Source organism: Chroococcidiopsis thermalis PCC 7203, assembly GCF_000317125.1.
In the GTDB taxonomy this organism is placed as follows: domain Bacteria; phylum Cyanobacteriota; class Cyanobacteriia; order Cyanobacteriales; family Chroococcidiopsidaceae; genus Chroococcidiopsis; species Chroococcidiopsis thermalis.
Window position 1 is genome coordinate 4,343,792 of record NC_019695.1, and the last position, 14,473, is coordinate 4,358,264.

The 14,473-nt window shown below is 43.0% G+C and carries 15 protein-coding genes and 3 pseudogenes; 14 read left to right on the forward strand and 4 right to left on the reverse strand.

The genetic code is table 11. The features are described 5' to 3' along the window. Positions 1 to 44: 44 nt before the first annotated feature. From CHRO_RS18755 to CHRO_RS34850, 5 genes and pseudogenes are all read left to right on the forward strand, one after another. Positions 45 to 611, forward strand: a complete 567-nt coding sequence (locus CHRO_RS18755) for a DUF3611 family protein (protein WP_015155804.1) — start codon at positions 45 to 47, stop codon at positions 609 to 611. Between the two features lie 574 nt (positions 612 to 1,185). Beyond that, positions 1,186 to 1,584 carry a PRC-barrel domain-containing protein gene (locus CHRO_RS18760; protein WP_051033269.1) on the forward strand — a complete coding sequence of 133 codons (399 nt, stop codon included), beginning with the start codon at positions 1,186 to 1,188 and terminating at the stop codon, positions 1,582 to 1,584. Positions 1,585 to 1,688: 104 nt separating this feature from the next. After that, on the forward strand, positions 1,689 to 2,342 hold the full coding sequence (locus CHRO_RS18765; RefSeq protein WP_015155806.1) for a hypothetical protein: 654 nt from the start codon (positions 1,689 to 1,691) through the stop codon (positions 2,340 to 2,342). A 128-nt stretch (positions 2,343 to 2,470) separates the two neighbouring features. Then, positions 2,471 to 3,331 (forward strand): hypothetical protein, encoded by an 861-nt coding sequence (locus tag CHRO_RS18770; protein ID WP_015155807.1) that lies wholly within the window; start codon positions 2,471 to 2,473, stop codon positions 3,329 to 3,331. Between the two features lie 308 nt (positions 3,332 to 3,639). After that, positions 3,640 to 3,973: pseudogene (locus tag CHRO_RS34850) on the forward strand (four-helix bundle copper-binding protein). A 326-nt stretch (positions 3,974 to 4,299) separates the two neighbouring features. On the opposite strand, the gene CHRO_RS18780 reads toward CHRO_RS34850, so the two are convergent. Continuing rightward, a complete protein-coding gene (locus CHRO_RS18780) occupies positions 4,300 to 5,007 on the reverse strand; it encodes a general stress protein (RefSeq protein ID WP_015155808.1) in 708 nt (235 codons plus the stop codon). Positions 5,008 to 5,835: 828 nt separating this feature from the next. On the opposite strand from CHRO_RS18780, the gene CHRO_RS18785 reads away from it, so the two are divergent. The 3 genes and pseudogenes from CHRO_RS18785 to CHRO_RS18790 form a co-directional block, all read left to right on the forward strand. Beyond that, positions 5,836 to 6,669, forward strand: coding sequence for a M48 family metallopeptidase (locus CHRO_RS18785; RefSeq protein ID WP_015155809.1), 834 nt, complete (start codon positions 5,836 to 5,838; stop codon positions 6,667 to 6,669). A 92-nt stretch (positions 6,670 to 6,761) separates the two neighbouring features. Then, a pseudogene (locus tag CHRO_RS33875) lies at positions 6,762 to 6,908 on the forward strand (YhjD/YihY/BrkB family envelope integrity protein); the annotation flags it as partial. Positions 6,909 to 7,500: 592 nt separating this feature from the next. After that, positions 7,501 to 8,685, forward strand: a pseudogene (locus CHRO_RS18790) (cation:proton antiporter); the annotation flags it as partial. Positions 8,686 to 8,851: 166 nt separating this feature from the next. Here the strand turns inward: CHRO_RS18790 and CHRO_RS18795 are convergent. After that, the gene (locus CHRO_RS18795; RefSeq protein ID WP_015155811.1) at positions 8,852 to 9,361 is read right to left on the reverse strand and encodes a DUF6653 family protein; all 510 of its coding nucleotides are present in this window, start codon (positions 9,359 to 9,361) and stop codon (positions 8,852 to 8,854) included. Between the two features lie 47 nt (positions 9,362 to 9,408). Next, the gene (locus CHRO_RS18800) at positions 9,409 to 10,326 is read right to left on the reverse strand and encodes a sterol desaturase family protein (RefSeq protein WP_015155812.1); all 918 of its coding nucleotides are present in this window, start codon (positions 10,324 to 10,326) and stop codon (positions 9,409 to 9,411) included. Positions 10,327 to 10,672: 346 nt separating this feature from the next. Here CHRO_RS18800 and CHRO_RS18805 point away from each other — a divergent pair, with 346 nt between their 5' ends. The 4 genes from CHRO_RS18805 (at position 10,673) to CHRO_RS18820 (ending at position 13,168) form a co-directional block, all read left to right on the forward strand. Continuing rightward, entirely contained in the window at positions 10,673 to 11,137 is a 465-nt protein-coding gene (locus CHRO_RS18805; protein WP_015155813.1) for a hypothetical protein, read from the forward strand. A gap of 100 nt (positions 11,138 to 11,237) precedes the next feature. Beyond that, entirely contained in the window at positions 11,238 to 12,158 is a 921-nt protein-coding gene (locus CHRO_RS18810) for a metallophosphoesterase (RefSeq protein WP_015155814.1), read from the forward strand. Between the two features lie 291 nt (positions 12,159 to 12,449). Continuing rightward, complete coding sequence (locus CHRO_RS30690) at positions 12,450 to 12,824, forward strand: WGxxGxxG family protein (protein WP_015155815.1); 375 nt, start codon at positions 12,450 to 12,452, stop codon at positions 12,822 to 12,824. Between the two features lie 101 nt (positions 12,825 to 12,925). Then, positions 12,926 to 13,168: a WGxxGxxG family protein gene (locus CHRO_RS18820; RefSeq protein ID WP_015155816.1), complete on the forward strand. Its 243-nt coding sequence runs from the start codon at positions 12,926 to 12,928 to the stop codon at positions 13,166 to 13,168. 168 nt (positions 13,169 to 13,336) lie between these two features. Here the strand turns inward: CHRO_RS18820 and CHRO_RS18825 are convergent, their stop codons facing one another. Next, positions 13,337 to 13,930, reverse strand: a complete 594-nt coding sequence (locus CHRO_RS18825; RefSeq protein WP_015155817.1) for an SH3 domain-containing protein — start codon at positions 13,928 to 13,930, stop codon at positions 13,337 to 13,339. 267 nt (positions 13,931 to 14,197) lie between these two features. Here CHRO_RS18825 and CHRO_RS32565 point away from each other — a divergent pair, with 267 nt between their 5' ends. Together CHRO_RS32565 and CHRO_RS34470 are read left to right on the forward strand one after the other, a co-directional pair. Next, positions 14,198 to 14,338: a hypothetical protein gene (locus CHRO_RS32565; protein WP_015155819.1), complete on the forward strand. Its 141-nt coding sequence runs from the start codon at positions 14,198 to 14,200 to the stop codon at positions 14,336 to 14,338. Further along, positions 14,338 to 14,472: a hypothetical protein gene (locus CHRO_RS34470; protein WP_281168587.1), complete on the forward strand. Its 135-nt coding sequence runs from the start codon at positions 14,338 to 14,340 to the stop codon at positions 14,470 to 14,472. The genes CHRO_RS32565 and CHRO_RS34470 overlap by 1 nt, the downstream gene beginning before the upstream one ends. Position 14,473 lies beyond the last annotated feature (1 nt).

Genomic DNA, 14,473 nt, shown 5'->3' on the forward strand with positions numbered 1-14,473 from the left:
AGATTTTTCTAAATTAATTTGGCATCACCTAATAGGAGAAAATCATGTCTGAACTGCTCCAAACTTCGCTGCCAACCCCAACGAAACAAAGATTTGCAGCAACTTTCCGCGTTGTTAGCCGCTTTAGCTTCTGGATACAGTTGGCTTTAGCTAGTACTTCCGGTATTGCTTTAACATTTGCAGTCTTTAGTCGCAGCCTCAGCGTAGCAACAGAGAATGCAGCTATTGGTTTAAGTATCTTTCTAGCCGTCGTTGGCGTATTACTCGCAGTCTTTAGAATATTTTGGGCATTTCGAGGTCGTGTTTTAGCTAGACGCTTGCAGTCACCAGAGCGCGAATTGCATCCGAGAAAAGAAGAGGTAATTCAAGTTTTGAAAATTGGCTTGATTGCGAGCTTCATTGGCATGTTGTTAGCATTTATCGCATCGGAAGTCAGCGCCATCTCAATACTCTCACAAGCTTTAGCTGTACCCCAAGGTGTAGCTGTGTACCAGCAGGGAAATGTCATTCGTTCGCTCGATATTCTTGTCATCTTAGCGAATGTCAATCTCATCGGGACTCACTTAGTTGGTAGTCTTTCATCTTTAGGACTACTCGAATGGATAGACTAAGCAAGTCAAAAGTTAAAAGTCAAAGGGAGCAGGGAGTAGGGAGTAGGGGGAACCCATACTTTTTAAGTATAGAATTGAAATATTGATTTCCAACTGTTTCGTGCAACGCATCTCAACATAATTGTTTTTTTAAGATGCGCTTGTAACCCACAACGCGCATTTTTTGTACAACTCTGCTCCCTGCTCCCCTATCCCTACTCCCTCTTGTCAATTACTCCAATTGGTTTAGTTAAAGTCTATCTAAAGTAGTAACTGGCGGAGAAACCTGATTTCTCCACCAGTTTTCCACTTTTTGAATCTAACCTAAAAATAGGTTCAATCAAAAAGGTTGAATTCTACACCAGTTCAAACAATTGAACTTACACCCCCCAGTTGGGCGCTCAACTTTTTCTCTTGACTTCCTAGGACAATCAACTCTAATTGCAAACGATCGTTTCTCTGGCAGGCTCTCCCACTTGAATGAGGCTGGTAGTTATGCATACGCGCAGTCTATTCGATCGCCCAAACGGCAACGTTAGTTGAAAAAATGGCTTTACTAAAACTGAAAGATATCTATCCACAGATGATAAACAGAATGAGAGATTGTGCTGTTATTGGATTTACTGTATATGCAAATGAAGACGAAAAAGTTGGCACGGTCAAAGATATTTTAGTTGATGAAGACACGGGAAAATTTCGGTATCTGATTGTCGATCTTGGCTTTTGGATTTTTGGCAAAGAAGTTTTACTCCCAATAGAAAGAGCGCGAGTTAGTGCGATAGAAAGCAGAGTAGATGTTGAAGGATTAACAAAAGAGCAAGCCGAGAATTTACCCCAATTCAACGACGATTTGAAGCTCGATCGCGACTATGAGGTTCGCGTCAGCAATGCTTATCGCCCTGCACATAACAAAACTTCAATTCAACCCGCACCGATCGCACCAATCGATCCAATGGTACTCAATACTACAGCAACTTTAAATGAGCCATCATGAGTTGTTTTGTTAAAAAGTAGCAAAGGCGATCGCTTCTTTTAGCTAATGCAGATTGCCAATAAATAAAATCAAAAAACCCAAAAAACTTAAAATCGGAGTTACAGATGCTTAAAAAAAATAGAATTCAACCAAAAAAAATAGTAGGAACAGTCTTTGGTGGCTTACTAATTGGTATACCAGCAATTCCTCTAGTGGCATCGGCACAGGGATCTCAAGTACTCAATCCTTGTCCGAAAATCTACTACGAAGAACCTTTCAATAGTATGCGTCTGGCTCCCGAAGGCTGTCCGCCTAATGCTGCAACTAGAATCGTGCAAGGACAAGGTACGCCTGAAGTTACCCGTCCTAGTGCTAGGTCAGCAGATCCTTACTACACCCCCAGAATGCGCGATCGAACGAACCCGCCTGTAACACCGCCTCTACCAGAAAACCGCTCCCAGGCAGTTGCTAAAATCATGTCGATGGACGGCAATGTAGAGGTGAGAGTGAAGAACAATACAAACGCGATCGTCACCTATGAAGCAGTTGGGCATACACAACGCCGAGTTCTGCAAGGTGGAGAAGAAACTGTTTTACGATTACCCGTGCCTGTAACCGTGACTTTTACACGTCAGGATGATGGTTTCGTGCAAGTTATGCCCATGTCTGCATCTCAGGATGAAGTCTTAGAGGTAGCGTTGGATGAAGATGCGAACCCTCGCGATCGCAACCAGGGTGTTCTGAGAATTCAAAAAGATGGTCAAGTTTTCTTGAACTAATTCGCTTCCACAAAGACTAGATAATTCGTACCCAAAATTATCTAGCACCAGTCAAAACTGTATCTAAACATTTTGACTTATGACTTTTAACTTTTGACTTAACTAAGAGGAGTAAGGAGATTTTCTCAATGTTAAATAAGATCTGGAATACTAAAAGCGCGATCGCCTTAGCACTAGCCGCGATCGTTCTTCCCGCTTGCACGAATCAATTAGAGACAAATAGACCAGCAGCTCCCACAGGAGAGACTGCAACAACAAATGCTCCTACATCTCCAACTGGAAACGTCACTACAGAGGAAGTGACCGACAACACAAAGCAACTCATCGGTAAGACTGTAACAGTAAGAAGCGAACCCGTGAGAAAAGTTGGTAACAACACCTTCACAATTAGCGACGAGGAATTTTTTGGCAACGAAACAATTCTAGTTGTTAATGCTTCAGGACAGCCCTTAGCTCTACCTACTGACAATACAGAAGTTCAAGTCACAGGTGAAGTACGTCAATTTGTCGTGGCTGATGTCAATCGAGACTACGATTTTCTGGACTTGGAGCCGAACTTATACGTAGACTACGAGGGCAAACCAGCAATTATTGCTCAGTCGATCGCTCCTGCACCCGAACCAGGGGAAATTACTTCAAATCCAAAACAGTACTACGGCAGAACGCTAGCTGTAACGGGTGAAGTTGAGGAAATACTCAGTCCAACTACTTTTACTCTGGACGAAGACCAACTGTTTGGTGCTACCGACTTACTAGTATTAGTGGCAAATCCTAAAACAGGCAATACAGCAAACACAGCAGTTAAAGAAGATCAGACGGTTGCTGTAACAGGTGTACTGCGTCCCTTGGTCGTCGCTGACCTCGAAAGAGAATACGATTTCAATTGGGACGAGGGTTTTGTCAGGCAGCTAGAAGCAGAATATAGCCAAAAGCCCGTACTTGTCGTTCAATCTGTGTACCCGTCAGCAATTCCCAGAGCAGCTAAATAAATTAACTTGAGACAGACGGCTGTTACTAAATCGACCGATCGAAACAGCGTAGATCGAAACAGCGTAGATGATACAAGGGTGTATCTCTACGTTGTTTATGTATTTAGATTTTTATACACTCAGAAAACAAGAAACAAAGTTAGAGTGTAGCAAATTAGGCAAATAGCGATCGCAGCATAGAAGAATGAAATTCAGATGAAATGGTTGTCTTTCATTTGCGAGAAATTGTGATTACCTCACGAGACAGAGATATAAATTTTTTTTCAATTTATAGACTGACAAAGTAAGCATTTGAACGGGAGGATTTTCTGCCTCATCAACAATATCAAACCAGTATTGATGCTGCGATTCACTGCGCGAGGAACTGCGAACACTGTGCCGATGAGTATCTGGGTTCTATGCCAGAATGCGCTCGTCTGTGCCGCGACTGCGCTCAAATCTGTTGGACGAGCGCGGGTTTTATGAGTCGCAGTTCTCGCTTCATTCCGAATGTCGTCCGTGCCTGCATCGATATCTGCGAAGCCTGTGAAGCGCGAATGCGAACAGCACGATAATCCACACTGCCAGAACTGTGCTAAAGCTTGCCGCAATGCAGTAGAAGAATATCGAAAAATTTCAGGTATTGCCACAGCAAGAGCATAATTCAATGAATTCGTAATTCGTAATTCGTAATTCGTAATTAAAAAGCAATAATTACGAGTTATGCGATGTGCGACTTTCTCTTGTTCCCCCCTTGAGAAAGGGGAGCCACTTGCGTGGGCGGGTTTCCCGACTTGAGCAAAGTGGCGTGGGCTAGGGGGGATCTTTTCGCGATCGGCATAGTTTTCGATCCCCCAACTGAGTTAACAAGGGGGCTAAGAAAAAAGTCGCGCATGGGGTGAGTTAGTAATTATAAGTGGGGTCAGCTAGATGACAGGAGATGGTAGTTGAAAAACCACACGCGAATTGCTTGGGTTCATAGCACAAAGCTAGCGAATTTCTTCTCGCTTATCCACAATCTCGACTTCGGGCTGAGCATCTCTATCTATGTCTATGGAGGAGCGATCGCTCACAGTCTCTTCTCTATACGTTGCTGTTTGCCGATTCATCGGTGCAGCAGATGTACTAACATTAGCGCGATCGCCGTCAGACATATTGTATACGTTCCACTCTTCGACACCGCGATCTCTTAACAGCGAACCAGCGCGATCGATCTCTGAGGGCGTACCTTCGATCATCACTAAGTAATCACCTTGAGACACTCGCTTGTCGTAAGCTTTAGCGTCCTCTTCGGGAATTCCCAATCCGGTCAGCGCACCAACAATCGCACCTGCTGCTGCACCAATGCCAGCACCAGCTAAGGTAGTCGCTACAGTACCAGCTGCCAGAAATGGACCTACGCCTGGAATGATTAAAGCTTCCAAACCTACTAATAAACCACCAACGCCACCTAGAGCAGTACCAGCTACAGCACCAATACCAGCACCTTCTGGAGCTTCATTATCACCGCGATCTTTCATTTGGTTGCGGTCTTGTACGTCAATACCTGCAATCTCTTCGTTGCGGTTTGCATCTTTAGCCAACACGGATATTCGATCTGTCGAAAAACCTGAATCTCTTAATGCGTTCAGTGCGTTTTCAGCTTCTCTACGGCTGCGAAATACCCCAACTGCACGTTTGTATTGTTGAGTTGCCATTTTTCCTCCTAATACTCAAATAAATACATCTACGCGATCGCCACACTAGGATAAACCTAAGACCTTCAAACAACAGCCTTAGCATATTCTTCTGCTACAAATAGATAAGGCTCTGCAAGTTTTGCATTCTTAAAAATTTTGTCAATCTGAGTAGTTAAAGTTTAAATATCGCTACTCACAATTTGCCTTTGCTTGCAGTCTCTTGGTCAAGACTATCCTTCTTTGACCAGTCTAGGCTTTAGGTTTGCAAACTGCTCAGACTAGGCAGCAGCCTTTTTTTGCTGGACTAGCAGCCGATCGCGTTATTACTAGTCTCTTTGCTAGAGCCAAAATCTACATCAGTCCATAGGTTTAGCTTGAGTCTACCAAAAGAGAGGGATAGGCTCAGGCAACACCTTTCTGTGACACGATACGTAACAAAAAATCTGAAAGCATACAGTTAGTTCGAGCGATAAATTCAATCAGGAAAAAATAAGGTATAAGTACAAGTGAAGTTTCGCTTGATTTCGATTCTACTTCTCCACTTGAGCGGGATTTGGCTGTGATTTATTTCATCGTAAAATGCCCGAACTCGAATCCCAAGAGCGACATTAGTATCGGAGAAATACAGTTTTCAGCTTTGGGAAGTGGTAGCTCTGGGTGGGGTTTATCTCGTTTGTCTAGCCATGATGCTCTTTGGCATTTTGAATGTTATTTAAATAGATTTTTATGTAGAACTCTAGCCCAGGAAGATTAGCGTTCTCCCCAACTTTTCCACTTTTTTAGTTCAAGCTGGAATTAATCTTGTTTCTCAAGCTGGAGTGCGATCGCTCAAGCACTCATCGAATTATGTCTAACATTCCTCGTTCCCATCGCCCTTGGTTTTATCCGTTAATTACGTCTTCAGTCGCAATTGGCGTAGTTGTTGTTGCGCCTCAAAGCGCGCCAGCTGCTCCTTTGTGGGAATTACTGCTTCGCGGCGCTCAAGTGTATCAACTTTACAATGTTTCCGATAAAGAGGAAGTTCAACTAGGCAAGCAGATTAACCAACAGCTAATTGGCGAACAGTTTCAACTTTATAATAATGCGCGGGTCAACAATTATATCGATCGCATCGGTCAGCGGTTGGCAAAAAACAGCACTCGCCCTGACATTCCCTATGCATTTCAAGTTGTCAAGGATGACAGTATCAATGCCTTTGCGACTGCTGGCGGTTACGTTTACGTCACCACAGGCTTGCTCAAAGCCGCAGATAACGAAGCCCAACTAGCGGGTGTATTGGCACACGAAATCGGTCACATTACCGAACGTCATTTAATCGAACAGATGCGAGAAACTGCGATCGCGCGTGGATTGGCTTCTGCTGCTGGACTAGATGAAAGTACGGCGGTGCAATTAGGTGTAGAACTGGCTTTGCGCCGTCCCAACAGTCGCTCAGATGAGTTCCAAGCTGACGCAAGAGGCGTTCAGACTTTAGGAAAAGCTGGTTACGCTCAAGTGGCGATGATTAACTTTCTCGAAAAATTACGCAGCCAGCGATCGGTTCCCACATTTTTGAGTACTCACCCAGCAACAGGCGATCGCATTGCCAGACTGGAAAAAATTATCGATTCCCAACAAGCAAATCGCGGTCAAGGTTTAAATGAATCTTACTATCAAGCACAAACCCAACCCTTGAACTAGTAGTGCCATATTTTGACTCTTACTTCAGATAGAAAAAATCACAACTTTCATCCGCTTGCATAAGTGTAGCAGTCTATAAATTTCCGAGGTAATATCTGAGTAATAGCACCATTGGCTCTAGCTATGGAGCAGCAAGTTCTTTAGTTATCGTATTAATTTGGGTCTTTTTTTCAGCTCAAATACTCTTATTGGGAGCAGAATTTACACAAGTTTATACTCAGCGTTACCAGTCTAAGTAGTGGCAGCAATTTTAATGTTTAGACCGAGATCCATATGCAAATGTTTCCTTTGATTTGTTACTACTCATAGCACTCGAACTAAAGGTCAGGACATTAATGCAGCTTTTACCCTTTGCCTTGCAAGGTTTTTCCTTCTGCCGTCTGCCCTGGAGCCGTCTGTCTTCTGCTATAATCCCGAAGGAATCGCTCGTCCTTAAAAAGAGAGATGCTATAGCGATCGATTAATTTATTAATCGCTCTAATTTTTAGAAACTTTCGTTTTTTTACTCTATTAGAAAATTTCCAATTCTTTTAATAACGAACAATTTATTGTTAAAAAAAACTTCGGTCTTTAGATAGGTGCGAATATCAAAACTAATGCCGTAGCAGCGCGCAAGTATTTACTGAAACTTCGTGATTTTCAAAAGATCGAAACTGGTATTTAAACCTGTCCTGACATAAATTTGTCTATAATATAACTTTGCATTTAAAAAGTCAAAGCTCTGTTCAAACAATAAAGTAGATAAGTCAAATACAGTTAATTCATAGGTTATAAATTATTTTTACGATATGCGATCGCACTACTAATTGTTTGTAACTAATACAAATTTCTATGGAAGAATCTTTAAAAACTACTGTTTTGCTGAGTGAAACTGTTGTTGCTGGTATCTTTGCTCAAGTAATAGCCAGCTATCTTCAAATTCCTAGCATTGTCTTCCTACTCTTATTTGGGATTCTTCTGGGATCGGACGGTTTTGGTTTTTTACATCCATCGCTATTGGGTGATGGTCTGGAAGTACTCGTTTCGATGTTAGTGGCGCTAATTTTATTTGAGGGTGGTTTAAATCTACAGCTACGAGAGTTAAAAGAAGTTTCTAGTAGCCTGCGTAATCTCGTGACTATAGGGGTGCTAATTACCTTAATCGGTGGTGCGATCGCCGCTCGCTGGCTGAGCGAGTTTCCTTGGTCAATTGCTTTTCTTTATGCCTCGTTGGTAGTTGTCACGGGTCCGACGGTCATTCAACCACTGCTCAAACAGGTAGGTGTAGATCGACAGGTATCGACGCTTTTGGAAGGGGAAGGCGTTTTTATCGATCCGATTGGTGCAATTTTAGCAGCGATCGTACTTCATTTAGTTTTAAGTGGAAACGTGGAGTTGTTCGTCTCAATTGAGAGTCTGCTCGTCCGTTTAGGCATAGGTGGAGCAATTGGTGCAGTTGGAGGCTGGTTGCTTAGCTTGATTCTCAGGCAGGACAGCTTTCTGTCGCAAGAGTTGAAAAATTTGGTGGTTTTAGCTAGCGTTTGGGGCTTGTTTAGTCTGGCACAGGTAATACGCGGCGAATCGGGTCTGGTGGTTGTCGTTGTCATGGGTATAGTTTTACGCGCTGCTTACCTCCCCTCTGAGCCATTGCTGCGTCATTTTAACGAGCAGTTGAGTATTTTAGCTAATTCGGTTTTATTTATCTTGCTAGCGGCAGATTTATCGATCGCCAGTGTTTTCGCTCTAGGTTGGGGAAGCGTCCTCACTGTTCTAGTATTAATGTTTGTGGTACGTCCGATAAATATATTGGTCTCAACTTGGAATCAAGGTTTCAACTGGCGACAGCAGTTATTTTTGTGTTGGATTGCTCCGCGTGGAATTGTGGCTGCTTCTTTAGCTTCTTTGTTTGCGGTGGCGCTGACGAAGCAAGGCATCAATGGCGGCGATTCGATTAAAGCTTTGGTATTTTTGACGATTATGATGACAGTTTTTTGTCAAGGACTAACAGCTCGTTGGGTTGCCAGCCTGCTTAATCTCCGTATCAGTCAGGTGGATGAAGGGCGATCGCGATCGGTTAGCGAAGAAGTAAAAATGCTAGAAAACAGAGAAAAACTTGATCTTGCTTCCGAGCCAGTGGATTCATAATTTTATGATGCGATCGCGAATTATATTAATTCACAACAATTATTCGCGTTACATCAGCTCAATACAACCAGCTCTGATACTCTGGATTTGCATCTTTCATGTCTTGGTACAGCCAAACCATGCGATCGACAAACCATAGTTTACCGAGGTAAATCAGGGCAGTTCCCAATAGAGTAGACCAAATATGGAGAACAACCAAACCCCAGATTGCAAAAACCATACCCAAGGCAGAAACACTAGTGAGAATGTTGGGTACGTGACGATGATGCTGTGGTACGGGAATTTTATCGCGGTTCAACCAGACTCGTTCGCCAAAAACTCCTTTTGAAGCCCAATTATTAGTTGAGCGCGGTTTGGGAAAGATGCGTGGATTTAACCAGATCCAAACAACTGCTATGGCAACCGGAATCAGCGACAACCAACCCAGCCAAACGCGACTCCAAACTGCCAAGATGAAAAGTGGTAGTGCAGTAGTCACCCGCGTCCATACACTCCAAGGGTTAGCATGACGCGCCCAAGCGTCTTCGCTCATGTTAAAGGCTGCGGCAATTTTTCTTTCCAGAGTCATGGGAAGATCTCCTTGCTACCCTTGACTATTAGTTTATTGTTTCCGTTCTACCTTTGGGATTTTAGCTGTAATTTACAAGCGCGATCGCGCTGTTGCACGGATATATCCTCGTTATCCACCATCCGAGTCATATCTTCTCCCAAAACGGCTGGATTACGCTCTACAGTGGTTCCATCTGCACTGTGCCAGTAGTCGCGCTGCTGCTGGAAGGGCATCAGGAAGAGATGCTGTATTTTGTTGTCCTGGGAGTCAGAATAAGCGGGAATACCAATGGTAATTTCTGAGTGTGGTATGTTCAAGCGCAAGGTGCGATGCAATCTATCCCACCAAGGAAAAACAACAGAATAGTTAGAGTTGGTTTCCTGCTGTACCTGAGAGTGATGGATGCCGTGCATTCGCGGTGTCACTAATACCAAGTTCAGCCAGCGTTCCAACCATAGGGGTAACTTAACATTGCTGTGGTGAAAGAGTGTATTAACTTGGAAGACCAACTCGTAGATCGCATAAACTCCAGCAGATACTCCAATCAAAGCAACTTGAAGCACCCGAAATCCAGTAGAGAAAGCAATTTCGATAAAGTGAAAGCGAAATCCCGTGGAAACATCCAAATCTGGATCGATATGGTGGACGTTGTGAAACCGCCACAGCAAGGGAAATCTATGGGTAGCGCGATGCCAATAGTAGAAAGTTAAATCCATCAGTAAAAAAGCGATCGCCCCTTGCACCCATACAGGTAGTTCCACAAGATGAATTAGTCCAAAAGTCTGATGCTGCGTCCACTGCAACATGAATGAGGCAGCAGGTTGCACCATAGTTGCATTTACGCCAAAGGCTAGGGCAGTCACGCAGAAGTTGATGGCTAAGCGTCCTATCCACCAGTTTTTAGCTTGGCGCAGGGGGTCGATTCTTTCTAACAGCAAAAGCAATAAAAATACTCCGGCTGTCACGATTGGAATGTAAGACATTATCGTTAGCCTTTTGGCTCAATTTCTTTAATTGCGCTCTTAGTAATTTTATCGCGATCGCTCTTAAGGTAGAGTTCGTACTTTCTCCACGAGTTTTCCACTATCTCTGTCTATCTTCTAACTATAACCAATTGAATTTGGCTCAAAGTTGATGTTGAGGAGTTTGGATAGATCGCATGACTCTTTACAAATCCCTTACGGTTTAGCTCGGATTACAGTTCAGTAATTATCTCAGCGACAGGGGTATGTTGGACTGAGAAATAAAGTTAGAGCAAAATCTGCCCTGCTCCCATTGGCATAAGGTTAAATGCCAAGTAGAAAGTTATTGGTATGGAGGAAAATTTTTATGAAATATTCAATTGGGTTATTGAGTCTGGCGATCGTCTCTGCAACAGCTCCACCTGTGGAAGCACAACAAATTCGGTCTGTTCAGTTTAGCTATCCTCAAATTCTCAGCAGCAGGGCAGTAGGTAACACTCATTACATTACTTTGAATACTGGAGCTTACCAGCCTTTGTCCTACCTAGAAATTCTTCCGATGTCCAATGTTGTCGAGCTTACTAAAGGTAATATTCTCGTTACAGATCGATACGAGCGCGTCATTAATACAGACGTGTCTCAAATAGGTGGGGGAATTAGAATTAATTTTGAACGACCGATTCCCCCGCGCACCACTTTGCGAATTGCAATGGACGACGTGTATACTGCACCGCGAACCAATGCCAGAGTTTACAAATATCGCGTGTACGGTAGGCATATTGGTTTTAATCAAAATATTACCTACGGTATAGCTTCAATTAATACTTATTAAATATTTGTTCGTACTAGTGACGTTTGCCTAAAAGGAGATAAACAAAGTAATGTTTACATCTTATGCATAGAGATAAAATATTAAGATTTGCCAGCAAACTATGAAAAGAATTAAGTACGTTTTATTAAGTTTATTAGGTTTAGTTAGTGCAATTCTGATTTGGGGTTTGCTCGAACCATACCTAATTGACGTAGAACCACAAGTTGCAATAATTCCCAATTTACCTGCTGCTTGGTCAGGGCAAAAAGTTGCGGTTATTGGTGATTGGCAGGTGGGCATGTGGTTGGACAACACTCCTACTATTCATCGCATTGTTCGGCAAATAGTTAAAGAACGACCCGCGATCGCGTTGATTATTGGCGACTTTATTTACTCTCCTGGCGAGAACCCTAACGAAGAAATTAGTAGGGCGATCGAGCTTGTTCGTCCGCTGCCTGCCTCTGGTATTCCTACCTACGCCGTATTGGGCAATCACGATTATGGCATGAAAGCAAAAGATGCTCCTCCAAATGTGACTTTAGCCGCTAAATTAGCTGAATCTCTGGAAGCGGCAGGCGTGCAAGTGCTGAAAAATGAGGCTGTAGAACTCGTACCGTCTCAAGGTCAAAGCCAATCGTCAGCTAAAAGCGATCGCATGTATTTAGTAGGTGTAGGATCGCATTGGGCTAATCGGGACAAACCAGCAGCACCACTGGCTGAAGTGCCGGACTCAGCGCCCAGGGTTGTGATGATGCATCATCCCGAATCTTTTGCCCTATTTCCCGCCAACACTGCACCTGTGGCTGTAGCAGGACACACCCACGGCGGACAAATTCGCTTACCATTTACTCCAGAATGGTCTTGGCTGACTTTTAGTAAGCAAGATCGGGTTCATGCAGACGGCTGGATCGATGGATATGGAAAGCCAGGAAACCAGCTTTACGTGAACCGAGGGATTGGTTTCAGCATCATACCAATCAGAATCAACTGCCCACCTGAAATCACTCTGTTCACACTGACACAAGCCCGCGAATCTACCTGAATATTGTTACATAAACTCTAAACTTTAAACAGCTTAAAGTAAATAATAAGTTGAAAGTTGAAACAGGGACTCACCATGTCTATTCGATGGAAAAAAGTAGATAATAAGTTTTCTTTAAATGAGCTTTTTCTTTGAAATATTGTTATAAAGATTTGCGAAATAAAGATTGATACAAATCTATTTCTTTAGAACGAGATTGCAAAACTATCTTTATAGCCAAAGAACGATCTATTTTAGATTGGTAAGTATATAAATTAATAAAAAAGTAGATACATAAGGAGAAGATGAACGATGCGACTTTCTAGTTTTTCTAAAATTATTGGCATCAGTGCAATTGCAGTAAGTGCCACAATTCTACCGCTAAATCTACCTGCTAACGCCCAGATTATTGCACCTGAAGTCGAGCGTGAAGACATTTATGAAGATGATGATGATGGTTTTGATTGGGGCTGGCTGGGATTGATTGGTTTATTTGGTCTGGCTGGTCTAGGGGGTAAGAACAAGCGCCGAGAACCCGTGATAGAACGAGACGCTCGCTTAGGAAATCGGATTGAAGATCGCGAACCTACTGCATATAGAGATCCCGATTCAATGAATGGTATTGGCGATCGCGAACCTACTGCATATAGAGATCCCAACCAAAGCGATCGCACGGGTTATCGTTGATAGCATTTTTACTTGATGTTGAGAGCTTCAAAAATCCAGATAAGACTTTCAGCATCAAAGCTCTGAATTCGATCGGTTTTTAGCAAAAAAACACTTAAATTATGATGAGTTTCAAACTACCTAAAATTGTGAGTGCTAGTGTCCTCATCTTGAGTGCAGTAGTTTTAATTTTCACTTTGTATTCCTGTGCGCCAAGACCAGTAACTCCCGTTCCTCCAACCACAGTTGCGCCAAGAGTGGTTTATACTGATGGCGGTTTTGACTGGGGATGGTTGGGATTAATTGGTCTATTTGGTCTAGCAGGTTTAGCAGGCGGTAGGAAGCGGAGAGATACTACTCGCTAGTAAGAAAGTTAGAGCATGAGCTAGTTTTAATAGCTGTAAGGAGATAACTTTTTGTACCTAGAGTGAAAGGCTGAGTTTTCTTGCCCTTGTTATCTCCTTCTAAATTAAATAGCCTGCCTACCTACGTGTAGATTAATAGCCATGATATTCTCTGCGATCGCCAACAAGCTAGCCAGGAAAATTCCGACAGTAAACCAGTTGAGCTGATGGTACATATCCCTTAAAAGGAATGGAAATTGGCACCCAACCATTTGCTCCTCTACCTGTGAGTATGACTCTCCGACCACTAGAGATATATCCGACCACTTTACTGTCACTAGAAGGTTCTTGTCGAGCTGGAATTCCTCGATTGGCAACGACTCGACGGCAACTGCTGGGTGGTGGGGCTTTAGCTTGACAGCGACCGATCCAATCTGCATAAACATATCCCTTTAAAGGTGCAGAAATAGGAACCCAGTTATTTGTAATCCCGCCTGCAACTTCTACGTTACGCCCGTAGGCAACGATCCCAACTGCATTACTATAAACTGTGGGCTTTTCTCGAACGTATAAACCTCTTTGGGCAATGACTTGGTGACAACTATACGACTGTTGAGCTATTTGAGTTCCTATTATAGATGCCAATGTACTGTTTGAGCTGGAAGACGTACTATTTTGCAGTTCAATCGCACTGACGGAAAGCATGGGAGTGACAAGAATTGCTGCTGTTAAGAAAGGTATTGTTAATGCTGAATATTCTTTTGGGCTATTTTTTTGACTCATAAAGACCATCCTACAATTGACAATTGAAGATTTTTGATTTGTGCCAAATGAAACATACTCGAGCTAAGCCTTTAGATAGATGTTTACTCGGTTTGCTTATACCCATATATATTCTGCTCGAAAAAAGTGCAGATCTCGTGGAAAAAATAACTTTATTTTCTCCCCTAGTTTTCCACCTTTTTAGTTTTTAATGGAAGCACGCAATTTATTTCCTACTTATGTCTTTCTCGAACTTATGAACCTCGAATTATTAGCAGGAGAGCGAGAATGCGCTTTTTCAAAAAATTAATTTCTTTAGCGTTGGTGTTGCTCGTGTTAGTTGCCATAGCCGTGCCAGTCTTAGCTCAAGCTCAAAATCCCCTTCCGCCTGATGCGATTAAAGCAGCGCCAGGTCAGCTTGGGGTGTAGTGACGCAACAGGTTATCTATACCGTTGCAGACATTACTTCAAAGGTGATTTACGGAGCGATTTTGAGCTACATTGCCCAGAAGTGCAGCGAGACTTTGAAATACGAACCCGCGATCGCCACTTCACGACGATAAT